Source organism: Nonomuraea sp. NPDC050540, from assembly GCF_044457485.1.
In the GTDB taxonomy this organism is placed as follows: domain Bacteria; phylum Actinomycetota; class Actinomycetes; order Streptosporangiales; family Streptosporangiaceae; genus Nonomuraea.
Genome location: NZ_JBITHA010000006.1, coordinates 453,618 through 477,250, shown reverse-complemented (window position 1 = coordinate 477,250; position 23,633 = coordinate 453,618). Strand labels below are relative to the sequence as shown.

Below are 23,633 nucleotides of genomic sequence, written 5' to 3'. Positions count from 1 at the left end.
GGCCATGCTCAATGCCGGCCGCTCGCCGTACACCAGCACCGACCGGGAACTGATCGGGGTCGCGCACGCCCGTCAGGCCCGCGACCACTTCGCCGCCGAGCCGACGCCCCTCGTCGGCCTTCCGCGGCTGGCCGCCGGGCAACGCGTCGGGAAGATTCTGGTCAAGGACGAGAGCGACCGCATGGGGCTGGGGAGCTTCAAGGCGCTCGGCGGCGGTTACGCGGTGGCCAGGCTGGTCGCCGAGGAGGCGGGGCAGGACGCGGGGGAGGGGCGGCTGCGGGAGGTGGCGGCCCGGACGCCGTTCGTGTGCGCCAGCGCGGGAAACCACGGGATCTCCGTGGCCGCCGGGGCCAGGGCGCTCGGCGGGACCTGTGTGGTCTACCTGAGCCACGAGGTGCCCGAGGAGTTCGCCGGCCGGCTGCGGGCCCTCGGCGCCCGGGTACGGCGCAGCGGCGCCGACTACGACCAGAGCATGGCCGACGCCCTCCAGGCGGCCACCGGCAACGGCTGGCGGCTCATCTCCGACAGCTCCTGGCCCGGCTACACCCGGGTGCCCCTGGACGTCATGCGCGGCTACACCGCCCTGCTCGACGAGGCGTACGAGGCGGGCGCCGCGCCCACGCACGTGTTCGCGCAGGCGGGAGTGGGCGGCCTCGCCGCGGCGGCCGCCGCCTACGTGCGCGACCGGTGGGGCGAGGACCCGGTGGTGGTCGTGGTGGAGCCTGAGGGCGCCCCCTGCCTGCTGGAGAGCGTGCGGGCGGGTGAGCCGCTCCGGGTGAAGGGCTCCCCGACCTCCCTGGGCCGCCTGGACTGCCTGGAGCCGTCCCTCCTGGCCTTCCGGCTCCTCGGGCACCTCGCCGACGCGTTCGTCACCGTGACCGACGCCCAGGCCGCCCTGGCCGCCGCCGCGATGGGCGAGGAGGGCGTGCGCGTCTCGCCGTGCGGCGCCACGGGTACGGCGGGGCTGATGGCCCTGGACGACCACACCAGGACGCGGCTGCGGCTGGGCCCGGACTCCACCGTCCTGGTCATCGGCACGGAGGGGCCGGTTGAGGAGCGGGTGGGCGGGTGGCAACCATCGCGAAAATAAACGCATGGGACAGATGGGAACCAAGTGACGCACGAGACGCGTCAAAGCGGGCGTGCATCGTCGGGCGCCGGAGCGGCTTGCTGAACTGGATCTGCTGCGGTTCGTCGCGGCGCTGGCCGTAGTGGCCTTCCACTACCTGGTGGCCTTCAAGTCGGTGTGGGGTGAGCAGCCCGCCGAGCTCTTCCCCGCCGTCGCCCCCCTGGCCGGGCTGGGGATCCTGGGCGTCGAGCTGTTCTTCATGATCAGCGGGTTCGTGATCCTCATGAGCGCCTGGGGGCGCGGGCTGGGGGCCTTCGCGCGCTCCCGGTTCGTCCGCCTGTATCCGGCCTACTGGCTGAGCCTCGCCGCCGCCTTCGGCCTGTACGGCGTGCTCGCCCTCAAGGGGCCCGACCCCAAGCTGACCGGCGCCGAGTACGCCCTGAACGCCACCATGTTCCAGCGCCTGTTCAAGGGCATCGACGCGGTCGGCGTCTACTGGTCGCTCTGGGCCGAGCTGCGTTTCTACCTGATCATGGCCGTGATGATCCTCATCGGCATCACCGCCAACCGGATCCTGATTCTCGGCGGCGTCTGGCTGGCCGCCGCCACCGGCGCCCTGTTCCTGGACAACCCGGTCGTCAACGAGATCGTCATGCCCGCCTACGCCCCCTACTTCGTCGCCGGCATGTCCCTCTACCTGATCCACCGGCGCGGCTCCTCCTGGCTGCCCTGGCTCTACGTCGTGGCTGGCTGGGCCCTCGCGCTCAACGCCGCGCTCGAACGCGTCGAACGCCGGGTCAAGGCCGCCGGATCGGCCGCCATGCCGGTCACCGACCTCGGCGTCATCCTCACGGTCACCGCGATCTTCGTGGTCATGGCCCTGGTCGCGCTCGGACTCCTGCGGATGCGCTCCAACGGCCTCCTGACCGCGCTGGGCGGCACCACCTACCCGCTGTACCTGTTCCACTCGGCCGCGGCCGTCGTCCTCATCCCGCTGCTCGCGGGCGGCATGCCGCCCTGGCTGATCGCCCTCGTGACCTTGCTCGCCGCGATCTTGGTGTCCTATCTCGTCTACGCGTGCGTCGAACGTCCGGTCCAGCGACTTCTCAGACCACGCAAGTCATCCCGAACCCCAGCAGCGCCCTCCACACAGGTCGAAAAGGCGTCGGTGCCATAACTCTGTGGCCTTGGGGCACTGTGAAGGGCATAGGCTCGGGCATATAAACGGCGGATAGCGATTTGGCTGGACGACGAGAGGTGCGCATGACGGTGCGTCGGGTGATGGGCATCGAGACCGAGTACGGCATTTCCGTACCAGGTCAGCCAGGCGCCAACGCGATGGTGACCTCATCGCAGGTCGTGAACGCCTACCTGGCCGCCTCGGCGGCCCGGGCGCGACGCGCCAGATGGGACTTCGAGGAGGAGAACCCGCTGCGCGACGCGCGTGGCTTCGACCTGGCCAGGGAGGTGGCCGATCCCAGCCAGCTCACCGACGAGGATCTCGGGCTCGCCAATGTCATCCTCACCAACGGCGCCCGGCTCTACGTCGACCACGCCCACCCGGAGTACTCCACGCCCGAGTGCACCAACCCCCGCGCCGCCGTCATCTGGGACAAGGCCGGAGAACGCGTCATGTACGACGCCGCCACCCGCGCCTCGGCGATCCCCACGAACGCCCCCATCCAGCTCTACAAGAACAACACCGACGCCAAGGGCGCCTCCTACGGCTGCCACGAGAACTACCTCATGCGCCGGGCCACGCCGTTCGCCGACATCGTGCGCCACCTGACGCCGTTCTTCGTCTCGCGGCAGGTCGTGACCGGGGCGGGCAAGGTCGGCATCGGCCAGGACTCGCGCGGCGAGGGCTTCCAGATCTCCCAGCGGGCCGACTTCTTCGAGGTCGAGGTGGGCCTGGAGACGACGCTCAAGCGCCCCATCATCAACACGCGCGACGAGCCGCATGCCGATCCGGAGAAGTACCGCCGCCTGCACGTGATCATCGGCGATGCCAACATGTCGGAAATTTCGACATACTTGAAGCTGGGCACGACGGCGCTCGTCCTCGCCATGATCGAAGACGGCTTCCTGACCCGCGACCTCGCCGTCGACAACCCCGTCCAGGCCCTGCGCGCGGTCTCCCACGACCCCACCTGCCGCTACGAGATCGCCATGCGCGACGGCCGCAAACTGACGGCCATCCAGCTGCAGATGGAGTACCTGGAGCAGGCCAGAAAGTACGTCGAAGAGCGCGGCACCGCCCAGGACGAGATGAACAAGGACATCCTCGACCGCTGGGAGTCCGTCCTGACCCGCCTGGCCGACGACCCGATGCAGCTCTCGCGCGAACTCGACTGGGTCGCCAAGCTCGAACTCCTCGAGGGCTACCGCACCCGCGACGGCCTCGCCTGGAGCCACCCGCGCCTGCAGCTCGTCGACCTGCAGTACTCCGACATCCGCCCCGACCGCGGCCTGTACAACCGCCTGGTCGCCCGCGGCCGCATGCAGCGCCTGGTCACGGAGGACGACGTCCAGCGCGCCGTCGAGAACCCGCCCAACGACACCCGGGCGTACTTCCGCGGCCGCTGCCTGCGCCAGTACAGCGAGTCCGTCGCGGCGGCCTCCTGGGACTCGGTCATCTTCGACATCCCGGGCCGCGAGTCCCTGCAGCGCGTCCCCACCCTGGAGCCGTTGCGCGGCACCAAGGCCCACGTCGGCGAGCTCTTCGACCGCTGCCGCACCGCCGCCGACCTCGTCGCCGCCCTCACCGGCGGCGACTAGCGCCTTTTCTGCCCTTTCTGTCCGCCCTTTCCGCCCGCGCCTTGTCGCGGGCGCTTTTTCGTGCGTTGCGGGCGCTTTCGTGCGTTGTGGGTGCAACCCCTCCCCTCCGTTACGGCAAGCCGCCCCCACCGCCACCCGCCGACCACCCTCCCTCCGTCCAGGGAGACGGCAGGCAGGGCGCGCCGCCCGGCCCGCCGTAACGCCGCCCGTAATCACGCGGACGGGTCTCCTGGGCGCCGTGAGCCCGGTCCTGCGCGCGGTGGACGGCCCGTCGCGTCCGGCTCGTGTTTACGTAGGGTGGAGCAGTGGTTCCGGGTCGAGCGAAGATCGCGCGGTGATCGACGCGAAATGTCGCTCGGTTCGGGGAAGATATGGCTTAGAGACCGTCCCCCAAGCGGAGGTAGGTAGGACATGGCGACAAAGGACACCGGCGGCCAGAAGCAGGCCGGGCGGCGCGAGAGCGAGGTCGAGGAGACCGAGGCCTCGGCGTCCGCCGACGTCCAGGAGCGGCAGGAGAAGCTCACGGACGACGTCGATGCGATCCTGGACGAGATCGACGAAGTCCTCGAAGAGAACGCGGAGGAATTCGTGCGCTCCTACGTCCAAAAGGGCGGCCAGTAGGGGCAAGCATCTAGCAAAGGGGTGGAAACGCCCTCGCGAGGTGAGGGGTGCCCGGGTTGTGGTTGCTCTCCGGGTGCGGTCCATTCGGGTCATCGCGCGAGGGAGGGGCGTGCGCGAGGCCGCCGCGGCCGGTGCGGCCGTGGACGGGCGCACGTGAGGTCCGCGGGGAGTTCGAGGAGGAGCACGGGCGAAACGGGTCCACCGGGAATGGGCTGACCATGGCATGACCCAAAGACGACTTCGAGCGCGAGCTCGCCCACCGGGGCGGGCTCCGCGCCGACCGTCAGACCGTTCCCCGGACCTTCGTCGGCCCTCTCCGTCCACGAGGTCCGCTGGTTCCCCGCGACCGGCTCGACCTCGGCCCTGGTTCTCCGTGACCCGATGGCCATGATCGCTTTCAGCGGTGGCACGGTGGTGCCGCGACCTGGCGGGCCGGCGTGGCGGGTTTCGGACCTTGCGGCCGGCCGGGGTGAGGCCGGGGTGTCGCGTGGACATGATGGGACACATGCGTATTCGTCATCGTGGGTTCGAGCCGGTGGTCGATGAGTCCGCCTACGTCGCGCCGAACGCCACTCTGGTCGGCCAGGTGCGGGTGGGCCCGCGGGCGCGGGTGATGTACGGGGCGGTGCTCGACGCCGAGGACGGGGCGATCGAGGTGGGGGAGTGCTCGATCATCTGCGAGAACGCCGTCCTGCGCGGCGGGGTGAGCCTGGGCGACCACGTGTTCGTCGGGCCGCAGGCGACGTTGCTGGGCTGCCGGGTGGAGCGGTGCGCGTACCTGGCGACCGGGGTGACGATTCTGCAGGAGGCGGAGATCGGCGCGGGCGGGGTGGTCGCGATCGGGGCGGCGGTGCACGCGCGGTCGCGGCTGGGGCCGGAGGAGTTCCTGGCGCCGTACACGGTGCGGGTGGGGGACGAGGCGTTCGCGCCGGGTGACCCCGGGCTGCCGGAGGCGATCGAGGCGCTGGGGTTCGCGCGGGTGGCGTTCGGGGTGGACGCCGGGTGGACGGACCGCATCCGCCGCTATGAGCGGATCGCCGAGGTGCGCTCCGCCCAGTTCGCGGCACACGCCGACGACGAGATGCTGCCCTGACCCTCCGCCGCGAGGTGCCGCCCCGGCGCCCCCACGGCGGGAGGCCGCCCCCGCCTTCCGGAGACGGCGTCACCTGATGCGGTGGGCCAGGCCGTCCATCAGCATGGTGAGCCCGAGGCGGAACGCGCCCTCCGGGTCGGTGGACATGCCGGTGGTCTCGCCGACCGTGGTGGAGACGCGCTGGGCGATGGGGTAGGACGCGCCGCCCATCGCGGCGGCCAGGGCGGGGGCGACGCTCTCCCACCACTGCACGTCGGTGAGGGAGCTCTCCTGCCAGACGCGGCGCATCGAGATGACCCCCCGGGCGCTGCTGGAGACAAGGCCCAGGACGGCGGTGAGCGTCTGGTCCATCTCGATGTCGCCGAGCCCGAGCCCGTCCAGCGCGGCGAGTTCGGCCTCGTACTTGCCTGACACGCCGGGGCCCGGAACAGGGCGGCCGGGGGCCACGTCGACGGTCCAGGGGTGGGCCATGTGGTGGTCCCAGTTGGCCTGGGCGACGCGTTCGATCCTGGCCCGCCAGGTCGCCGCCCCGGCCGGTGGCGGGCCGGTGGCGTACACCTCGGCGGCGACGGCGTCGAGCATCAGCTCGATGAGTTCCGCGCGCCCGGCGACGTGCGGGTAGAGGGCCATGGGGCTCACCCCCAGGTCGCCGGCGATCCTGCGGATGGTGAGCGCGTCGAGGCCTTCGGCGTCGGCGACCGCGATGGCCGCGCCGGTGACGCGTCTGGGCGTGAGGCCGGACCTGCTCACCGCTTCGGTGGGTTTCCACAGCAGGCCGATCAGCTTGATCGGGTCGCCGGGTCGTTCGGCTCTCTTCGCCATTCCGCGCTCCCATCTGTTTACGATGTATTATACATTGTCTAAAACGAAGGGAGGCCATATGACCAGCGAATCCGCACCGATCTTCGCCAGAGGGGTGCGCAAGCACTTCCCGGGCAGCGAACGTCCCGCGCTCGACGGCGTCGACCTCACCGTCCGGGCGGGCAGGGTCTGCGCGCTGCTCGGCGGCAACGGAGCGGGCAAGACCACGATGATCCGCATCCTGACCACGCTGACCAGGGCGGACGCGGGCACCGTCCGGATCGCGGGAGCGGACGTACGGGCCGAGGGCACGCGGGTGCGGGCCTCGATCGGGCTCGTCGGCCAGTACGCGGCCCTGGACGAGGTGCTCAGCGCCCGCGAGAACCTCGAGCTGTTCGGCCGGCTGGCCGGGCTCGACCGCCGCCGCGCCCGCGAGCGGGCGGGTGAGCTCCTCGGTACGGCGGGCCTGCACGAGGTGGGCAGGCGCCCGGTGGGCTCGTTCTCCGGCGGCATGCGCAGACGGCTCGACCTGGCGACGTCGCTGATCACCATCCCGGCGGTGCTGTTCATCGACGAGCCGACCACCGGCCTGGACCCGCAGGCGCGCCGCGAGCTGTGGTCCTCGGTCAGGGCGCTCACCGCCGCGGGCACGACGGTGCTGCTGACCACCCAGTACCTGGACGAGGCCGATGCGCTGGCCGACGACGTGGTGATCCTGCGCGAGGGCCGGGTCATCGCCGAGGGCACGCCCGGCGACCTGAAGAAGCTCGTCGGCGAACCGCGCATGGAGCTGCGCGAGCCGACGCTCGAAGACGTCTACCTGCACCTGCACGAGGGAGTGGCGGCCTCATGACGACGATCCCGGCGGTTCCCGCGCGGACCCACGTCTGGCGGGAGGCGCTGATCCTGGCCGGCCGCACGCTGCGGCACTGGCGGGCGCGGCCGGTCGGCTTCGCGGTCCAGGTGTTCTTCCCGGTGCTGGTCATCCTGCTCATGGGCGGGCTGCTCGGCGGCGCGATCGCGGGCAGCGCGGCGCAGTACATCCTGTTCGTGATTCCGGGCGTGCTGGCCTTCACGATGTTGTCCGGCATCGAGACGACGATGATCGCGGTCACCACCGACGCGACCAGGACCGTGACCGACCGCTTCCGCTCGCTGCCGATCTCGCCGGGCGCGGTGCTGCTCGGCCGGGTGCTGGCGGACATGCTGACCTCGGCCGTGGAGCTCGTGGTGATCACGCTGGCGGGGCTGGCGCTCGGCTGGCGGTGGGAGAACGGCATCCTGCCGGCGCTGGCGGCGTACGGGCTGCTGCTGTGGTTGCGGTTCGGGCTGCTCTGGGTCGGCGTGTGGGCGGGGCTGCGGGTGGGCTCGCCGGAGGCGGTCGGGGCGGTGCAGCTGCTGTCGTGGCCGATCGGGTTCCTGTCGACGGTGTTCGTGCAGCCGTCCACGATGCCGCCGTGGCTGGGCGCGATCGCCGAGCACAACCCGCTGTCGGCCACGGCCAGCGCGGTGCGCGAGCTGTTCACCGGCGTTCATGTGCAGGGCCTGACCTGGGCGGCCGACCACGCGCTGCTGTTCGCGCTCGTGGTGCCGCTGGTGCTGGCCGCGGTGTTCTGCCCGCTGGCGATCCGCGCGTTCCAGGGGCTGAGCCGATGAGCGAGATGATCCGGGTACGCGGCGCGCGGGCGAACACGCTCAAGAACGTCGACGTCGACCTCCCCAAGCGGAAGCTGACCGTCGTCACCGGCGTGTCGGGGTCGGGCAAGTCGTCGCTGGTGTTCGACACGCTCGCGGCGGAGTCGGGGCGCCAGCTCAACGAGACGTTCTCCGCCTTCGCGCAGGGCCGCCTGCCCAGTTACGGCCAGCCGGACGTCGACCACCTGGAGAACCTGTCCGCGGTGATCATCGTGGACCAGAAGCGGCTCAGCGGCGGCCCGCGCTCGACCGTGGGCACCGCGACCGACATCGGGGCGCGGCTGCGGCTGCTGTTCTCCAGGCTCGGCGAGCCGTCGGCCGGCTACTCCAACGCCTACAGCTTCAACGACCCCGCCGGGATGTGCCCGCTCTGCCAGGGGCTCGGGGTCGCGGCCACCGTGGTGGTGCCGGAGCTCGTGGACGAGGACCGGTCGCTGGCGGAGGGGGCGATCAGGTTCCCGGCGTTCGCGCCCGGCCAGTGGATGTGGAAGGCGTACGCCCGCTCGGGCTTCTTCGACGTCGACAAGAAGGTACGCGACTACACCCCGGAGGAACGCGAGATCCTCCTGCACGCGCCCGCGGGAACACTCAAGCCCCCCGCGGGCATGGACGCGGTCGGCACCGCCTACGAGGGCGTGGTGCCCCGGTTCACCCGCATCTACCTGCAGAAGGAGCCGGAGTCGCTCAAGGGGGCGCAGCGGGAGGCGTTCGAGCGGATCGTGGCCAGGCGGCGCTGCCCGGAGTGCGCGGGCTCCCGGCTGGCCGCCCCGGCGCGGGCCAGCCTGGTCGCCGGGCGTTCGATCGCCGACTGCGACGCGATGCAGGCCGACGACCTGCTGGCCGTACTCGGGGAGTTCGACCGTCCCGAGGTGGCGCCGCTGGTGGCCGTGCTGCGCGAGCACCTGAGCCGGATGGTCACGCTCGGGCTGGGGTACCTGAGCCTCGGCCGGGCCACCTCGACGCTGTCGGGAGGGGAGTCGCAGCGCGTCAAGATGGTGCGCCACCTGGGCAGCGCGCTGAGCGACATGCTGTACGTGTTCGACGAGCCGACCGTGGGGCTGCACCCGCGCGACGTGGACACGCTCGGCGCGATGCTGCTGGCCCTGCGCGACCGGGGCAACACGGTGATCGTGGTCGAGCACGCCCCCGAGATCATGGCGATCGCCGACCACTGCGTCGACATGGGCCCCGGGGCCGGCGGCGCGGGCGGGCAGGTCGTCTTCGAGGGCACGTACGAGCGGCTGCGCCAGGCCGGCACCCCGACCGGCGCCGGTCTGCGCGCCGACCGGGCCAGACGCGGCGAACCCCGCCCGGCCGGCGACTGGATGGTCATCGAGCACGCGTCGACGAACAACCTGCGCGACGTCACCGTCCGCGTCCCCCGCGAGGTGCTGACGGTCGTCACCGGCGTGGCCGGTTCCGGCAAGAGCAGCCTCATCCTCGGCCACCTGCCGGCCGCCGCCCCGGACGCCGTCGTGATCGACCAGCGGCCGATCCGCGGCTCGCGGCGCTCCAGCCCCGCGACGTTCACCGGCCTGCTCGACTCCATCCGCCAGATCTACGCCCGCTCGACCGGGAGCCCGCCGGGCCTGTTCACCCCCAACTCGACCGGCGGCTGCCCCGGCTGCGAAGGCACCGGCCTCATCTACACCGACCTGGCGTTCATGGAAGGGGTCACCACGCGCTGCGAGACCTGCCGAGGCCGCCGCTTCACCCCGGAGGCCCAGCGCCACACGGTCGGCGGACGCTCGATCGCCGACGTCTTCGAGATGAGCGTCACCGAGGCCCAGGCGCACTTCCCCCAGAAGCCGGTACGCGACACCCTCACCCGCCTGGCCGACGTCGGCCTCGGCTACCTCACCCTGGGCCAGCCCCTCACCTCCCTGTCAGGAGGCGAACGCCAGCGGCTCAAACTGGCCACCGAACTGGCGGCGCCGGGCCGTACCCTCATCCTCGACGAGCCGACCACCGGCCTGCACCTCGCCGACATCGACCACCTCGTCGCGCTGCTGGACCGCATGGTGGACGCCGGATCGACGGTGGTCGTCATCGAGCACAACCTGGACGTGATCCGCGCCGCCGACTGGATCATCGACCTGGGCCCGGAGGCCGGGCACGACGGCGGCCAGGTCGTCTTCACCGGCACTCCGCGGTCGATGATCGAGTCGGCCACCACCCACACCGCCCACCATCTGCGTCTCAGCGGCTGACGTACTCCACACCCACGCCCAGCAGCCGCACCGGCCGGTCCAGGGTGAAGCGGCCGAGGGCGGCCAGGGCGGCGGCCTCGATGGGCGCCGGGTCGACGGTGGCCGCGGCGAGCCTGGTCTGCCGGGTCTGGGTGACGAACGGGGCGAAGCGCACCTTGACCGTCACCCGGACGACGCTCCGGCCCTCGTCGGCGGCCTCGGCCGCGAGGCGGCGGGCGAAGGCCGTCACGTGCTCGCGGACGGCGGCCGGATCGGTGAGGTTCGTCGTGAACGTGCTCTCGTGGCTGTGGCCGCGCGGCACCCACGGGGTGTCGGTCACGGTCGTCTCGCCCTTGCCGAGCGCGAGGTAGCGCAGCCACGGCCCGTTCGTGGGGCCGAAGCGCCCGGCCAGGTCGGCGGGGTCGGCGGCGGCCAGGTCGGCGACGGTGTGGAGGCCCAGGCCGGCGAGCTTCTTGGTGGTCTTGTCGCCGATGCCCCACAGCGCGGAGGTGGGGCGTTCGCCCATGACCTCCGTCCACTGCTCGGTGGTGAGCTGGGAGACCCCTTGCGGCTTGCGGAACTGGGCGGCCAGCTTCGCCTGGTGCTTGTTGTCTCCGATGCCGACCGAGCAGGTCAGCCCGGTCTCGTCGGTGACCGCCCGCTGCAGCGAACGGGCCAGCGCGAACGGGTCGCCGGTGCGGGCGCCGATGAACGCCTCGTCGAGCCCCCACACCTCCAGCGTGATCGGGAAGGCCCGCAGGACCTCCATGACCTGGGCGGAGGCGGCCTCGTAGGCGGGCATGTCGCTGGGCAGGAACACGCCGTCCGGGCACTTGCGCAACGCCGTGCGCATGGGCATCCCGGAATGCACGCCGTGCTCGCGGGCGGCGTAGGAGGCGGTGGCCACAACCGTGCGCGGGACGGTCGGATCGCCGTTGCCGCCCACGATGACCGGGCGGTCCCGCAGTTCGGGGTGCCGCAGGATCTCGACCGACGCCATGAACGAGTCGAGGTCGAGATGCAGGATCCAGTCCCTGGTGGACACCCTTCCAGTATCCCGCCTCCCGACGTGCGGGGGCGCCGCGGGCCGTGTTCGTGACGGCTCGCGGGGGAGCGCCCGCCCGCCGCACGTTCCGCAGCTTGTGGTGAGGGTACGGCTGGCGGAGGGTCAGGCCAGGGCCGTGCCGGCCGGCAGGCGGACCGGCGCGTCGCGGTAGAGGGCGGCCGAGCACGGGGTGACCGCCTGGCGGCACTCGCCGCGGTCACAGGCCTTGATGGCGACGCTGAGCAGGGTGAGCAGAAGGTCGGTGTCGTGTGCGGTGTCGAGGCGGATGCCGATCCAGTCCTCGCTGCGCCCGAACACGACCCGCTCGGTACCGGCCAGCGCCGGGTACAGGCGGCAGATGGCCGGGCGGGTGAGGCGGAGTTCGGCGTCGTCGTCGGCGTGCAGGTGGAGGATCTGGCAGGTGCCGGCGGCCACGCCGACTCCGCATGTGCAGTACGGGGCTGTCGCCTCAAGGCCGGGCCACTCGCGCAGGAGCGTCAGCACCCGGCCGGCCTGGGAACCCAGGGCGATGCCGCTTGCTCGCATGTGCTTATCGTCGTCCTCCGCGCACGCGGAGCAAAGGTGGATACCGCCAGGGTGTTCCCAATCGTTATGGAGCGAGGCGCCGGGCGATGGCGGTGAAGGCGGCCAGCTGCTCGGGGGAGAGCGCTCCGGTGAGGTGGCGGCGTACCGCGTCGAGGTGGACCGGAGCCGCGCGGTCGTGCGCGCGGCGGCCCTCGCCGGTGAGCACGACGTCCTCGCCGCGGCCGTCGAGCTCGCACTTCTCGCGGCCGACGAGCCCGCGCTGCTCCATCCGGCCGAGCTGGCGCGACAGGCGGCTGTGGGCCCAGCGCAGGTGTTCGGCGAGGCCGCGCACGCGGATGCAGTGCTCGCCGCCGGAGAGCTCGGCCAGGGCGGCCAGCACGTCGTAGTCGGCCATCGACAGGCCGCTCGCGCGTTCCACGTCGCGGGCGACCTCGGTGTCGACGTGCAGGCGCAGGCGGCGGTAGGCCTCCCACGCCTCGAGCGCGGTCTCGTCCCTCGTCTCGGTCACCCCGGCAGTCTACGGGACTTCGGTGACATGTAACAGATCTTGGGATAGGCTTTCGTTACACGTAACGAAGTAGCGGGAGTGTGGGGCATGGAACGCAAGCTGGCGGTCAACGGGGTCGAGCTGAACGTCGAGACGTCCGGGGACCCGGGTGACCCGGCGATCCTCCTGCTTCACGGCGCGGGGCAGTCGCTCGTGGCCTGGGAGGAGGAGTTCGTCGCCCGGCTCGTCGCGGGCGGACGGCGGGTGGTGCGCTTCGACAGCCGTGACGCCGGCCGTTCGACGAGCTATCCGGCGGGCGAGCCGGCGTACGGACTGAACGACCTCGCGGCCGACGCCGCCGCGCTGATCGAGGCGCTCGGCCTGGACGGGGCCCACCTCGTCGCCATGTCGCAGGGCTCCGCGGTCGCGCAGCTGGTGGCGCTCGACCACCCCGGCCGCGCCGCCTCCCTCACCCTCACCGGCGCCACCCCCGGCGGTCCGGGCCACGAGTCCCCCGACCTGCCGCCGATGGCGGACAGGATCCTGGCGCTGTTCGCCGAGGAGCAGCCGGGGCCCGACTGGACCGACCGCGCGGCCGTGCTCGACTACCTGGTCGAGGGCGAGCGCCCCTACGCCGGGGCCGTCTTCGACGAGGCGGCGCTGCGGGCCATGGCCGCGCGCGTCGTGGACCGCACGCCGAACCTGGCCGCCCAGCTCACCAACCCGTTCCTCATCGACGCCGGCCGGCCGTGGCGCGAACGGCTCGGCGAGATCGCGGTACCGGTGCTGGTCTTCCAGGGCGGCGACGACCCGCTGTTCCCGCCGGGGCACGGGCAGGCGCTGGCCGCGGCGATCCCCGGGGCGCGGGCGAGGGTGCTGGAGGGCGTCGGGCACGAGATCTTCCCCCGGCGCACCTGGGACGAGGTCGTCCCGGCGATCCTCGGCCACACCGCCGCGGCCGGTCAGGCGAGCAGCGCGCCGTCGCGGTAGACGAGCGATCGAGCCGGTACGGCCCAGCGTCGCGCACCCAGCGCCGGCTCACCGCCCTCGGGCACGACCGCCTGCACGAGGTGGTCGCCGGACTCGAGCGTGACCAGCACTCCGGTGCCCAGGTTCTCCAGCACGGCCACGGTGCCCGGGATACCGTCCTGCCGTTCGGTCTCGGACAGGCGCATGTATTCGGGCCGCACGCCGTACACGATCTCGTCGCCCTCGCCGAGACCGGCGGGAGCGGCGCGGACGGCGCCCGCGACACGCAGCGCGCCGCCGGTGTTCGTGCCGGGCAGCAGGTTCATCGGGGTGGAGCCGATGAACGAGGCGACGAACGTGGTGGCGGGCCGCTGGAAGACCTCGGCGGGGGTGCCGATCTGCACCATGCGCCCGGCCGACATGACGGCGATGCGGTCGGCCAGAGCCAGCGCCTCGGCCTGGTCGTGGGTGACGAAGACGGTGGTGACGGCCAGTTCGCGCTGCAGGCGTTTGAGGAACGTGCGCGCCTCCAGGCGCAGCCGGGCGTCGAGGTTGGACAGTGGCTCGTCGAACAGGAACGCGGCCGGGTGGCAGGCGATCGCGCGGGCCAGCGCCACCCGCTGCTGCTGGCCGCCGGACAGCTGGGCGGGGCGGCGGTGCAGCAGGTCGGCCAGCGACAGGCGGCGAGCCACCTCGGCGGCCTTGCGCACCCGTTCGGCGCGGGGGACCTTCTTGATGCGCAGCGGGTAGGCGATGTTGTCGGTGACGTCCATGTGGGGGAAGATCGCGTAGTCCTGGAAGACCATGGCGACGTCGCGGCGGCCCGGGGGCAGGCGGGTGACGTCCGCCTCGTTGATGCGGATATTTCCAGACGTGGGGGTTTCGAGGCCGGCGATCGTCCGCAGCAGCGTCGTCTTGCCGCAGCCCGACGGGCCGAGCAGCGCGAAGAACTCGCCGTCGGCCACCGTCAGGTCGATCGCGTCCAGGGCGCGCACACCGCCGGGGAACACCTTGGTCAGGCCGTGCAGCGAGATCACCGCTTGATACCTCCGTGGAAGCGGAAGCCGTACCGCTGGGAGACGAACAGGTACATGGCCACGACCGGCAGCGAGTACAGCAGCGAGAAGGTCGAGATGAGGTCGAGCTTGGGCGCGCCGCCCTCGGTGTAGAGGGTGTAGAGGATCACCGAGCCGGGCGACTTCTCCGGATCGCGCAGCAGGATGAACTGGAACAGGAACCCGCCCCACACGCTGGCCAGCGCCCAGACGCCGATCGTGGCCAGGCCGGGACGCACGAGCGGGACGGTGATGTGCCGCAGGATCTGCAGCGGCGAGGCGCCGAAGACCCGCGCGGACTCCTCGTAGGACGTGGGCGTCTCGTCCATGAAGTCCTTGAGTATGAAGATCGCCGCGGGCAGCAGGCCGCCGGAGACGACCAGGATGACGCCCAGATGCGTGTCGATGAGGTTGAGCCGGGTGGCCAGCTCGAAGATCGGGACCATCGCGGCGGTCCCGGTGACCACGGACGACAGCAGCAGAAGCAGATACAGGAGCACGTCCCTGCCGGGCACGGACACCCGCGACAGCGCGTACGCGGCGAGCGCGGCCAGCACGACGACCAGCACCGCCGCGCCCCCGCCCTGGATCAGCGAGTTGCCGATGGAGCCCAGCGCGTAGGGGTTGTCGAGGATGGCGGCGAAGTTGGCGAGCGTGAACTCCGGCACCGACGTCGTGATCGTGGGGGAGGCGTCGAACGGCGCCGCCGCCAGCCACAACATCGGCAGCGCGAACAGCGCCAGGACGACGGCGACGAAGACCGTGGAGACGAGCCTGCCGACCGTGTGCCTGATCATGCCGGTGGCCCTCCCGCGGCGGCCGTGGCCTCCTGCCGCCGCCGCCCGCGCAGCAGCCGCAGGTAGGCCAGCGCGAAGACGAGGTTGATGAGCAGGATGAGGAAGGAGACCGCCGCGCCGACGCCGAGCTCGCCGCCGCGCAGCGCGAGGTTGTAGACGTAGATCGGCAGGATCTCCGAGCGGCCCTCGGGCCCGCCGCCGGTCAGGACGAACGGCGTGAAGTCGTTGAACGTCCACAGGCTGATCAGCAGCAGGTTCGTCAGCACGTGCCGGCGGATGAGCGGGAAGACGACGTCGCGCAGCTGCTGGAAGACGTTGGCGCCGGCCAGGCGGGCGGTCTCCAGGTGGGAGGGCGGCACGTTCTCCAGCGCCGCCGAGTACAGCATCATCGAGAACGCGGTGCCCCGCCAGGTGTTGAAGACGATGATCGACAGCAGCGGGTGGTCCAGCAGCCACGCGAACCCCGGCGTGCCGAGCAGCGCGTTGAGCGTGCCGTCGTCGCGGTCGAGCAGCGCGAACCACAGGAACCCCACCACCGTCGACGGCAGGATCCACGACAGCAGCACCACGCCCTCGACCAGCCGCCGAACCGCCCCGCGCCGGGTGCGCAGCACCCACGCGAGCGCGAACCCGAGCCCCGCCTGGCCGATCACCGCCGAGCCGCCCACGTAGGCGACGGTCAGCCACAGCGAGGACAGGAAGCGCGGGTCGCCGAGCGCGGAGGTGTAGTTGTCCAGCCCGACCACCTGCGGGTCGGCCGCCTGGAGCCCGGTCAGCCGGTAGTCGGTGAGCCCCAGGTAGATCGTCCAGAGAGCGGGGAAGACGAGGAAGACCGCGATGAGCACGAGCGCGGGCAGCACGAACGCGGTGGCCCTGGCGCGCCCGAGCCCGGCGGCATCGGTGATCATCCCGCGATGTTGGCCGCGCCGCCGACCAGCCGCTCCAGCTTCGTCTGGTACGCGACCGCCGCCTCCTCGGGCGAGGAGCCCGCCACGACCGCGGCCGTGGCCTCCTGAAGCGCGGCCGACACCTGCGGATAGACCGCCAGCGGCGGCCGGTACGCCGTGATCGGCAGGACCTCCTCCGCGATGTACTTGAGCATCGGGTCGGCCGTCAGCACCTCGGCGTTGACGTCGTCGCGGGCGCTGATGCGCACCTGCCCGGCCAGCTGCGACTTGGTCGCCGCCGCCGAGTGCATGAACGCCAGCAGCTCCCAGGCGAGTTTCGGGTTCTTGGAGAAGGGGTTGAGCACCCGCACCGCGCCGCCGGACATCGAGACGAAGTCCTGGCCGCGGATGCCGCCGCCCGGCTGTTTGGCCGGGATCTTGGCGTAACCGACGACCGTGTCACGCTCGGCCATGGGCGCCACGCCCGCCTTCGGCTCGATGACCGAGCGCCAGAAGTAGTCGCTCTCCGCCAGGATCGCGATCTTGCCTTCGGCGAACTGGGCGAAGGACTTGTCGCGGCCCTTGGCCTCCTGCTGCAGCTTCGGATCGCCCAGGCCCTTGGCGTAGATCTGCTGGTAGAAGCCGAGCACGTCCTTCATGGCCGGGGAGGCGCCGGTCCACTTGCCGGTGGTGTAGATCTCCGAGCCCGCGCCGGTCAGCAGCGGCAGCGCGCCCTGCATGGTGGTGGCCTCGCCCATCGCGGTGCCGGCGTTGATCTGGATCGGCACCGGCACCCCGGCCGCCTTGAGCCTGGTCCCGGCGTCGATGATCTCCTGCCAGCTCGCCGGCTGCCACGGCTCCGGCAGGCCGGCCTTCTTGAACAGCGTCCGGTTGTAGAACAGCACGCGGCCGTCGGTGCCCTGCGGCAGGGCGTACTTCTTGCCGTCGAAGATGCCGAGCCCCTGCACGGCCTGCGGGATCTGCGACCAGCCCTCCCAGCCGTCCACCGTGGGCCCGCCCACCTCCGCCAGCGGCTTGATGTAACCGGCCTGCGCGAACTCGCCCACCCAGATGCCGTCCACGTCGATGACGTCGGCGCCGGTCTTCGACTTGAGATCCAGGGCGATCTTCGTCTTGTACTGCTCGTCCTCGACGCCGCTCGGCTGGAACAGCACCTTGACGTTCTGATGGCTCCGCTCGAACTCGGGGATCACCCAGGTCCTGATCCAGTCGGCGCTCTCGGAGTTCTTGCCGCCGGAGATCGAGTTGGCGGCGATCGTGAGGGTCACGCTCCCGGGGCTCGACGGCCGGCCGGTGCCGCAGGCGGCGAGGGCGAGGAGGAGGGCGGCGCCGATGAGCACAGGTCGCATGTCGGCCTCCAGTTGAGGACGTGCAGACATACCGACAATCGCACGACCCGACTCGGGCGTAAAGAAACGATCTGATGAACGGTTCGCCCTGAGCTGATCGTGGGAAGTGCATGGGGCAACGCAACATGAGTAGGGTCTGGCTAGAGGTAATGACGATTGGGGAGGGAGTCGCGTGGCATCGCACAGGGATCTGCCCGCCGGCTTGGTCGACCGATTTTTCGTGAACTCGGGGAGTTCGTCGTTCACCGAGTTCGTCAGCTCGCACGCGCCGGAATTGCTCCCGGTCCGCGGTGAGGTCCTGGCCACCCCGATCGGCGACCAGGTTCCGCACGCCACGACGATCGTGGCGGCCACCTTCGCGGGCGGCGTGGTCATGGCCGGAGACCGGCGGGCCACATCGGGGAACATGATCTCGCAGCGTGACGTGCAGAAGGTGTTCCGCACCGACGACTACTCCGTCATGGGCATCGCGGGCACCGCGAGCACCGGCATCGAGATGGCCCGGCTCTACCGCGTGGAGCTCGAGCACTACGAGAAGATGGAAGGCCGCACGCTGTCGGTCAACGGCAAGGCCAACCGCCTGGCCACGATGATCCGCGGCAACCTCGGCATGGCGATGCAGGGTCTGGTGGTGGTGCCGCTGTTCGCCGCCTACGACCCCGACAAGGACGAGGGGCGCATCTTCAGCTATGACGTGGCGGGCGGGCCGTACGAGCGGGAGCGTTTCGACGCGATCGGCTCCGGCTCCATCTTCGCCCGCGGCTCGCTGAAGAAGCTCTACCGCGACGGCGCCGGCGCCGACGACACCGTGATGGCGCTCATCCAGGCTCTCTACGACGCGGCCGACGACGACTCGGCGACGGGCGGACCCGACGTGACCAGGAAGATCTGGCCCATCGTGTCGGTGATCGACGCCAACGGGTTCCGCCGGCTCACCGACGAGGAGGTCTCCGGATACGTCGAGCAGATGCTCGAAGCCCGGTTGATCTCGCCTGACGGCCCCATCGCCCCGCTGCGCTAGAAAGGAACACCTGCGGTGTCCATGCCTTTTGGATATGCCTCCCCTGAGCAGATCATGCGGGACAAGGCGGACTACGCGCGCAAGGGCATCGCGCGGGGCCGCTCGGTCGTCGTACTGCAGTACGAGGACGGCATCCTGTTCGTCGCGCCCAACCCGTCGCGGGCGTTGCACAAGATCAGTGAGATCTACGACAAGATCGGCTTCGCCGCCGTCGGGCGTTACAACGAGTTCGAGGAACTGCGGCTGGGCGGCATCCGCTACGCCGACATCAACGGCTACACCTACGACCGCTCCGACGTGACCGGCCGCGGCCTGGCCAACCTCTACGCGTCCAACCTCGGCCGGATCTTCACCGAGTCGATCAAGTCGCTGGAGGTCGAGGTCGTGGTGGCCGAGGTCGGCGACACGCCCGACGGCGACGCCATCTACCGGCTCACCTTCGACGGCTCGGTCTTCGACGAGCACGGCTTCACCGTGATGGGCGGCCAGGCCGAAGCCGTCTCGGGCCGCCTGAAGGAGCGCTACCGCGAGGCGATGCCGCTGGCCGACGCCCTCGAGGTCGCGCTGGTGGCGTTGACGGAGCCCGGTGGCGAACGGCCGCCGGTGGCCCAGCTGGAGGTCGCGGTGCTGGACCGCAACCGCGAGCACCGCAAGTTCCAGCGGCTGACGGGGGCGCGACTGGAGCGCATCCTCCCCGCCGCCCCGCCCACCCCGCCCGCCGCTGCCGCCACGGAACCCGACGACGCCCCCACGGGCCCGCCGACGGGCCCGGACGGCGACATCGACGACGGCTCCTCACCCCTGTAGCGACCCAGGGCCCACGGGCTCCTCGGTCTCTGGCTTCTGGTCTCTGGCCTCTGGGCCGAAGCGGCATCGGGCGCCGCGGCGAAACGCCGCGGCGCCCACACACGTCCTCTCGGCCCCACCCTCTCCACCGGCCCGTCCTCTCCACCGGCCCGCCCTCTGCTCTTGCCCGCACCGTCGGCCTCGGGACTCCCCGCTCCGCCCTCGCCTCGGCGGCCCGCCGGCCGGTCCCGCTCGCGCCCGCCGGGGTCGGCCCGGAGCCTCCCGACCCCGCCTGCCGGCCGTGTCTCGTCTGCGGCTGATCGGTGGTTCCACCACCGCTCGCCTTCGGCACCGATCCGCGCCCGTGTGGCGGTCGTGCTCGTCGGTGTCCTGTCTGTCGGACTCCGGCCTGGTTCCGAGTGGCGCCCGGTTTTCGGGTACGGCCTGCCGCGGCGGCGTTCCGGCCAGGGTCGCGGGCCGGATGGTGCCCTGGGAGCCGGACTTGCCGTCGCGGGCGACAGGGTGTGACGTGTGTCACGTGTTGCCGCGCGAACCAGGGCACGTGTGCCGGGATCGTAGATCGTGTGAAGACTTCGACCCGATACATCCTGGCGGGCGGCGCGGTGGCCGCCTTGACCCTTTCCTTCGTCAGCACCGCCCACGCCGGCACCCGGAGCACCGTCACGCTGCCCGCGGCCGCCGCGTTCACGGCGATCCCCACGTTCAAGGCGCCCAAGATCTTCGGGACCACCTTCCAGGCGGACCCCGGGCACGACTTCACCAAGGGCGTCCATTCGCGGCGCGACGGCATCCTGCGCGGCTGGATCACCCACGTCAGCGGCGTCAAGGCCGACTACGAGCCGATCAAGTGGAAGAAGGGCACCCAGGCCGAGGGTCACTTCGTGGGGCCGCCCGAGGGTGACGTGCGGGCGTACTCCTCGCCGATCGCGAAGAACGTGGTGTTCCTGTCGGCGTTCGGGTGCAAGGCGTCCATGCAGAACATGACCGTGGACCGCAACACCGGGCTCGGCAACAAGCGGTGCTCGCGGTCGGTGCTGATCAAGCGGGCCAAGCAGTACGAGCGTCCGGCGCTGATCACCGTCTACAAGGGGAAGATCGTCCGAGTGCAGGAGATTTACACCCCGTAGTCCCAAGGTGGGTCTTACGTTGGGGCTTGCGGCGGTAGGTGATCAGAGGAAGTGGATCACCGCTGGAGGCAGCAGATGCGTGGGATCGCCGCCGCTTTGGCCGGTATCACCGTGGCGTTGGGGGTGGCCGCGGTCCCGGCCCGGGCCGACGAGGACCTGGGCCTGCGGCCGTCGACCGTACGGGCCGGTGGATGGGTGACGGTCCGGCTGCTGTGCGACCCCGATTCCGAGTCGGGGATGATCGACGGGCCCACCTCGTTCGGGGAGATCCCGATCGACGACCTGGGGGACGGTCGTTTCGAGGACGACATACGCGTGCCCATCGGCACTCCACGGGGCCGCCAGCCGGTCTACGGGTACTGCGACGACGAGGACGAGCCGGCCAGCCGGGCCGCGTTCACCGTGGTGGGAGGCCGCCCGCACGGCGGGGCATACACCGGCTTCGGCGGTACGGCCCCCACGTCCCGACCCGCCCATGCGGCCAAGCCGGCAGGTCAGGGGGAGGAGACCGGTCTGCAACGGGGCGCCCCGGGAGGCGCTCTCCTGTGGGCCGGAGTAGGAGCGCTGGCGCTCGGCGGAGTCGCCGCGATGCGCCGCCGTACCCGCCGCAGGGGCTGACATGCGCCGTCTCGGCAATCCTGGGACACCGGCCGGCGAGCGGGCGACGCTGGGCGGCGAACGCGCGATGCCGAGTGCCGAGGGGCGCGCCCCGGTGGGTGTGGCGCCGGTGGGCGGGAGCGTGACGCCGGTGGGTGTGGCGCTGGGGTGCGAGGGTGTGGCGTGGGGCCGTGGGGCCGCGGTGTGGTGCGGGGCCGGTCCGGGAGGGGCCGCGGCCGGGGTGGGCTCGTGAGGGCCTGGGCCGTGGGGGTCGTGGCGGCCGGGATTGTTCTCGTGGTGGTGGGGAAGCCCGCGCTGGAGAAGGTCGTCGAGGTTCTTGAGGGGCTGGTCCACTCGGCGGCCGTCGCGCCCATGTCGCGATCTGCCCCTGTTCGCCTGGAGATCCCCGGGCTCAAGGTCAAGGCCGGGATCGCCCCGCGCGGCCTCAACAAGGACGGCACCGCCCGCGTCCCGTCGGCGCGTCAGGCGCACCTGGTCAGCTGGTACAAGCACGGACCCGCGCCGGGTGAGCCGGGCGCCGCCGCCCTGTTCGGCCATGTGGACTCCACCACCGGCCCGGCCGTCTTCCACGGCGTCGCCACCCTCCGGCCCGACGCGTTGATCAGGGTGACCCGGGCCGACGCCTCGACGGCCATGTTCCGGGTCCGCTCGGTCGAGGCCTTCCCCAAGCGGCACTTCCCGTCGGAGCGCGTCTACACCGACACCGACCGCCCGGAACTTCGCCTGATCACCTGTGGCGGGACGTTCGACCCGGTCAGGCGCGAGTACGCCGACAACGTCGTGGTCTTCGCCGACCTCGCCGGCCGTACCGGAAAATGAGGGGCGGACCCTGCGGCCTGTCCGATATGCTCATTTCATGCACTATTACTTCTTCCTCTAAGAGGGACGGCGCCAAGCCCCCGACTACGCCCGACGCGGCCCCATGAGCGGCCCCGGGCGCGGCGAGGCGTATCCGCCGTCCGATTCTTTTCGCGGGGTTGAGCCCCGTTCTTGGAGGAAGTGTGTCTACCGCTCTTTCCCTGCGCGCCCGCGCCCACCTGAGCGCCACCGATCTTCGCGTCACGCGTGGCGGGCGGCCGGTCCTGGTCGGTGTGAACCTCACCGTCTCCCCGGGCGAACGCCTGGGCGTCGTCGGTGAGAACGGCCGGGGCAAGACCACGTTGCTGCAGGTCCTGGCCGGAGCTCTGGTTCCGGACGCGGGCGAGGTCAGCCGGGCCGGCACCATCGGCGTGGCCGACCAGGAGATGCCGGTCGGCGACGACCGTACCGTCGGTGATCTCATCGACGTCGAGCTCGCCGAGGTACGGCGGGTCCTGGCGGCGTTCGAGGAGTCCACGGAGGCGCTGGCCGAGGGGCGGCCGGGCGCCGAGCAGGAGTACGAACGCGCGCTGGCCGACGCCGAGTCGATCGGCGCGTGGGAGGCCGACCGGCGCGTGGACGTCTCGCTGGCCGCGCTCGGCGCCGTCGACGACCGTGCCCGGCCGCTGGCGGGGCTCTCGGTCGGTCAGCGCTACCGGATCCGGCTGGCCTGCCTGCTCGGCGCCGGGCACGACCTGCTGCTGCTCGACGAGCCGACCAACCATCTCGACGCGGCGGGCCTGGACTACCTGACCGCCCGGCTGCGCGAGCACCCTGGTGGCGTGGTGCTGGTCAGCCACGACCGCGCCCTGCTCAGCGACGTCGTCACCACCGTGCTCGACCTCGACCCGACCCGCGACGGCCGTCCCCGTACGTACGGCGGCGGCTACGAGGGCTACCGCGAGGGCCGCACGGCCGAGCGCGAACGCTGGGAGTCCGACTACCGCGACCAGCAGAGCGAACGCCAGCGCCTGGCCGACGACCTGTCGACCGCGCAGAACCGGCTCAGCACCGGCTGGCGTCCCGACAAGGGCACCGGCAAGCACACGCGTGCCACCCGGGCGCCCGCGCTGGTGCGGGCCGTGCACCGGCGGCAGGAGGCGCTCGAGGCGCAGGTACTGGACGTGCCGAAGCCGCCGATGCGCTTCCAGGCGCCGCCGCTGCCCGCTCCGCCCGGCGTGACGCTGCTGCGCGCCGACGGGGTGGAGGTGGCCGGGCGGCTGCGTGGACCCCAGTCGGTGCACCTGCGCGCGGGCGACCGCCTCGTGGTGACCGGTCCGAACGGCGCCGGCAAGTCGACGCTGCTGGCCGTACTCGCGCAGAGGCTCGAACCCGGCGCGGGCAGTGTGCAGCGCGGCGGGCGGGTGGGACTGCTGTCGCAGGAGTCCCCGGAGCCGTCGCGGCGACCGGCCCACGAGGTGTTCGACGCCGCGATGGCGCGGCTGGTCAGCACCGGCGTGCTGGCGGAGGCGGAGCGGCTGGGCCTGTCGAGCCTGGGCCTGCTGCCGTCGCAGGCCGCGCACCGTCCGGTGTCGGAACTGTCGATCGGCCAGCAGCGCCGCCTGGACCTGGCGTTGCTGCTGGCGGCCCGCCCGCAGGTGGTACTGCTGGACGAGCCGACCAACCACCTGTCGATGGCGCTGGTGGAGGAACTCACGCAGGCCCTCCACGCGACGGCCGCCGCCGTGGTCATGGCCACCCACGACCGGCAGCTCCTCCGCGACGTCGCCGATTGGCCGCGGCTGTCGTTGCGGTGACGCTCAGTCAACAGCGCGACGGTCCGTTACGGCCCAGCCGCGC

At 71.7% G+C, this 23,633-nt stretch carries 23 protein-coding genes; 15 read left to right on the top strand and 8 right to left on the bottom strand.

Features of this window, described 5'->3' with window-relative positions; translation table 11 throughout:
- Window positions 1-4 precede the first annotated feature (4 nt).
- From ACIBI5_RS23400 to ACIBI5_RS23380, 5 genes are all read left to right on the top strand, one after another.
- Window positions 5-1,090: a diaminopropionate ammonia-lyase gene (locus ACIBI5_RS23400; protein WP_397249999.1), complete on the top strand. Its 1,086-nt coding sequence runs from the start codon at window positions 5-7 to the stop codon at window positions 1,088-1,090.
- A gap of 52 nt (window positions 1,091-1,142) precedes the next feature.
- Window positions 1,143-2,246 carry an acyltransferase family protein gene (locus tag ACIBI5_RS23395; protein ID WP_397249997.1) on the top strand — a complete coding sequence of 368 codons (1,104 nt, stop codon included), beginning with the start codon at window positions 1,143-1,145 and terminating at the stop codon, window positions 2,244-2,246.
- Between the two features lie 86 nt (window positions 2,247-2,332).
- The gene (dop, locus tag ACIBI5_RS23390) at window positions 2,333-3,847 is read left to right on the top strand and encodes a depupylase/deamidase Dop (protein ID WP_221341153.1); all 1,515 of its coding nucleotides are present in this window, start codon (window positions 2,333-2,335) and stop codon (window positions 3,845-3,847) included.
- 411 nt (window positions 3,848-4,258) lie between these two features.
- Entirely contained in the window at window positions 4,259-4,468 is a 210-nt protein-coding gene (locus tag ACIBI5_RS23385) for a ubiquitin-like protein Pup (protein ID WP_184968246.1), read from the top strand.
- Between the two features lie 505 nt (window positions 4,469-4,973).
- Entirely contained in the window at window positions 4,974-5,561 is a 588-nt protein-coding gene (locus tag ACIBI5_RS23380) for a gamma carbonic anhydrase family protein (protein ID WP_397249995.1), read from the top strand.
- A gap of 69 nt (window positions 5,562-5,630) precedes the next feature.
- On the opposite strand, the gene ACIBI5_RS23375 is transcribed toward ACIBI5_RS23380, so the two are convergent.
- Window positions 5,631-6,383: a TetR/AcrR family transcriptional regulator gene (locus ACIBI5_RS23375; protein ID WP_397249993.1), complete on the bottom strand. Its 753-nt coding sequence runs from the start codon at window positions 6,381-6,383 to the stop codon at window positions 5,631-5,633.
- A 58-nt stretch (window positions 6,384-6,441) separates the two neighbouring features.
- Here ACIBI5_RS23375 and ACIBI5_RS23370 point away from each other — a divergent pair, with 58 nt between their 5' ends.
- Genes ACIBI5_RS23370 through ACIBI5_RS23360 form a run of 3 tightly spaced genes read left to right on the top strand, consistent with a single transcriptional unit; the run spans window position 6,442 to window position 10,267 of the window.
- Window positions 6,442-7,215 carry an ABC transporter ATP-binding protein gene (locus ACIBI5_RS23370; RefSeq protein WP_397249991.1) on the top strand — a complete coding sequence of 258 codons (774 nt, stop codon included), beginning with the start codon at window positions 6,442-6,444 and terminating at the stop codon, window positions 7,213-7,215.
- On the top strand, window positions 7,212-8,018 hold the full coding sequence (locus ACIBI5_RS23365) for an ABC transporter permease (protein WP_397249989.1): 807 nt from the start codon (window positions 7,212-7,214) through the stop codon (window positions 8,016-8,018). The genes ACIBI5_RS23370 and ACIBI5_RS23365 overlap by 4 nt, the downstream gene beginning before the upstream one ends.
- Window positions 8,015-10,267 (top strand): ATP-binding cassette domain-containing protein, encoded by a 2,253-nt coding sequence (locus ACIBI5_RS23360; RefSeq protein WP_397249987.1) that lies wholly within the window; start codon window positions 8,015-8,017, stop codon window positions 10,265-10,267. The genes ACIBI5_RS23365 and ACIBI5_RS23360 overlap by 4 nt, the downstream gene beginning before the upstream one ends.
- On the opposite strand, the gene ACIBI5_RS23355 is transcribed toward ACIBI5_RS23360, so the two are convergent.
- The 3 genes from ACIBI5_RS23355 to ACIBI5_RS23345 all read right to left on the bottom strand — a co-directional run bounded on the left by ACIBI5_RS23355 (window position 10,257) and on the right by ACIBI5_RS23345 (window position 12,345).
- Window positions 10,257-11,291 (bottom strand): DNA polymerase IV, encoded by a 1,035-nt coding sequence (locus tag ACIBI5_RS23355; RefSeq protein ID WP_397249985.1) that lies wholly within the window; start codon window positions 11,289-11,291, stop codon window positions 10,257-10,259. The genes ACIBI5_RS23360 and ACIBI5_RS23355 overlap by 11 nt on opposite strands.
- A 123-nt stretch (window positions 11,292-11,414) precedes the next feature.
- Window positions 11,415-11,837, bottom strand: a complete 423-nt coding sequence (locus tag ACIBI5_RS23350) for a luciferase family protein (protein WP_397249983.1) — start codon at window positions 11,835-11,837, stop codon at window positions 11,415-11,417.
- A gap of 64 nt (window positions 11,838-11,901) precedes the next feature.
- The gene (locus tag ACIBI5_RS23345; RefSeq protein ID WP_397249981.1) at window positions 11,902-12,345 is read right to left on the bottom strand and encodes a MarR family winged helix-turn-helix transcriptional regulator; all 444 of its coding nucleotides are present in this window, start codon (window positions 12,343-12,345) and stop codon (window positions 11,902-11,904) included.
- A gap of 87 nt (window positions 12,346-12,432) precedes the next feature.
- Here ACIBI5_RS23345 and ACIBI5_RS23340 point away from each other — a divergent pair, with 87 nt between their 5' ends.
- The gene (locus ACIBI5_RS23340) at window positions 12,433-13,314 is read left to right on the top strand and encodes an alpha/beta fold hydrolase (protein WP_397249979.1); all 882 of its coding nucleotides are present in this window, start codon (window positions 12,433-12,435) and stop codon (window positions 13,312-13,314) included.
- Here the strand turns inward: ACIBI5_RS23340 and ACIBI5_RS23335 are convergent.
- Genes ACIBI5_RS23335 through ACIBI5_RS23320 form a run of 4 tightly spaced genes read right to left on the bottom strand, consistent with a single transcriptional unit; the run spans window position 13,287 to window position 17,402 of the window.
- Window positions 13,287-14,330 (bottom strand): ABC transporter ATP-binding protein, encoded by a 1,044-nt coding sequence (locus ACIBI5_RS23335; protein ID WP_397249977.1) that lies wholly within the window; start codon window positions 14,328-14,330, stop codon window positions 13,287-13,289. The two genes, ACIBI5_RS23340 and ACIBI5_RS23335, sit on opposite strands and share 28 nt — an antisense overlap.
- Window positions 14,327-15,145: a carbohydrate ABC transporter permease gene (locus tag ACIBI5_RS23330; protein WP_184968263.1), complete on the bottom strand. Its 819-nt coding sequence runs from the start codon at window positions 15,143-15,145 to the stop codon at window positions 14,327-14,329. The genes ACIBI5_RS23335 and ACIBI5_RS23330 overlap by 4 nt, the downstream gene beginning before the upstream one ends.
- Window positions 15,142-16,053, bottom strand: a complete 912-nt coding sequence (locus ACIBI5_RS23325; protein WP_397249974.1) for a carbohydrate ABC transporter permease — start codon at window positions 16,051-16,053, stop codon at window positions 15,142-15,144. The genes ACIBI5_RS23330 and ACIBI5_RS23325 overlap by 4 nt, the downstream gene beginning before the upstream one ends.
- A complete protein-coding gene (locus tag ACIBI5_RS23320) occupies window positions 16,050-17,402 on the bottom strand; it encodes an extracellular solute-binding protein (protein ID WP_397249972.1) in 1,353 nt (450 codons plus the stop codon). The genes ACIBI5_RS23325 and ACIBI5_RS23320 overlap by 4 nt, the downstream gene beginning before the upstream one ends.
- A 172-nt stretch (window positions 17,403-17,574) precedes the next feature.
- On the opposite strand from ACIBI5_RS23320, the gene prcB reads away from it, so the two are divergent.
- The 6 genes from prcB (at window position 17,575) to ACIBI5_RS23290 (ending at window position 23,590) form a co-directional block, all read left to right on the top strand.
- A complete protein-coding gene (prcB, locus tag ACIBI5_RS23315) occupies window positions 17,575-18,423 on the top strand; it encodes a proteasome subunit beta (protein WP_397249970.1) in 849 nt (282 codons plus the stop codon).
- 21 nt (window positions 18,424-18,444) lie between these two features.
- Complete coding sequence (prcA, locus tag ACIBI5_RS23310; RefSeq protein ID WP_397249968.1) at window positions 18,445-19,230, top strand: proteasome subunit alpha; 786 nt, start codon at window positions 18,445-18,447, stop codon at window positions 19,228-19,230.
- 563 nt (window positions 19,231-19,793) lie between these two features.
- On the top strand, window positions 19,794-20,357 hold the full coding sequence (locus ACIBI5_RS23305; protein ID WP_397249966.1) for a hypothetical protein: 564 nt from the start codon (window positions 19,794-19,796) through the stop codon (window positions 20,355-20,357).
- A 75-nt stretch (window positions 20,358-20,432) separates the two neighbouring features.
- Entirely contained in the window at window positions 20,433-20,975 is a 543-nt protein-coding gene (locus ACIBI5_RS23300) for a hypothetical protein (protein WP_397249964.1), read from the top strand.
- Window positions 20,976-21,203: 228 nt separating this feature from the next.
- Complete coding sequence (locus tag ACIBI5_RS23295) at window positions 21,204-21,794, top strand: class F sortase (protein ID WP_397249962.1); 591 nt, start codon at window positions 21,204-21,206, stop codon at window positions 21,792-21,794.
- Window positions 21,795-21,976: 182 nt separating this feature from the next.
- Window positions 21,977-23,590, top strand: a complete 1,614-nt coding sequence (locus tag ACIBI5_RS23290; RefSeq protein ID WP_397249960.1) for an ATP-binding cassette domain-containing protein — start codon at window positions 21,977-21,979, stop codon at window positions 23,588-23,590.
- The last annotated feature ends 43 nt before the right edge of the window (window positions 23,591-23,633 follow it).

Coding starts and splice junctions, on each gene's coding strand:
- ACIBI5_RS23400 (WP_397249999.1), top strand. CDS start 5: ATGCTCAATGCCGGCCGCTCGCCGTACACCAGCACCGACCGGGAACTG.
- dop (WP_221341153.1), top strand. CDS start 2,333: ATGACGGTGCGTCGGGTGATGGGCATCGAGACCGAGTACGGCATTTCC.
- ACIBI5_RS23385 (WP_184968246.1), top strand. CDS start 4,259: ATGGCGACAAAGGACACCGGCGGCCAGAAGCAGGCCGGGCGGCGCGAG.
- ACIBI5_RS23380 (WP_397249995.1), top strand. CDS start 4,974: ATGCGTATTCGTCATCGTGGGTTCGAGCCGGTGGTCGATGAGTCCGCC.
- ACIBI5_RS23375 (WP_397249993.1), bottom strand. CDS start 6,383: ATGGCGAAGAGAGCCGAACGACCCGGCGACCCGATCAAGCTGATCGGC.
- ACIBI5_RS23370 (WP_397249991.1), top strand. CDS start 6,442: ATGACCAGCGAATCCGCACCGATCTTCGCCAGAGGGGTGCGCAAGCAC.
- ACIBI5_RS23365 (WP_397249989.1), top strand. CDS start 7,212: ATGACGACGATCCCGGCGGTTCCCGCGCGGACCCACGTCTGGCGGGAG.
- ACIBI5_RS23360 (WP_397249987.1), top strand. CDS start 8,015: ATGAGCGAGATGATCCGGGTACGCGGCGCGCGGGCGAACACGCTCAAG.
- ACIBI5_RS23350 (WP_397249983.1), bottom strand. CDS start 11,837: ATGCGAGCAAGCGGCATCGCCCTGGGTTCCCAGGCCGGCCGGGTGCTG.
- ACIBI5_RS23340 (WP_397249979.1), top strand. CDS start 12,433: ATGGAACGCAAGCTGGCGGTCAACGGGGTCGAGCTGAACGTCGAGACG.
- ACIBI5_RS23330 (WP_184968263.1), bottom strand. CDS start 15,145: ATGATCAGGCACACGGTCGGCAGGCTCGTCTCCACGGTCTTCGTCGCC.
- ACIBI5_RS23325 (WP_397249974.1), bottom strand. CDS start 16,053: ATGATCACCGATGCCGCCGGGCTCGGGCGCGCCAGGGCCACCGCGTTC.
- ACIBI5_RS23320 (WP_397249972.1), bottom strand. CDS start 17,402: ATGCGACCTGTGCTCATCGGCGCCGCCCTCCTCCTCGCCCTCGCCGCC.
- prcA (WP_397249968.1), top strand. CDS start 18,445: ATGCCTTTTGGATATGCCTCCCCTGAGCAGATCATGCGGGACAAGGCG.
- ACIBI5_RS23300 (WP_397249964.1), top strand. CDS start 20,433: ATGCGTGGGATCGCCGCCGCTTTGGCCGGTATCACCGTGGCGTTGGGG.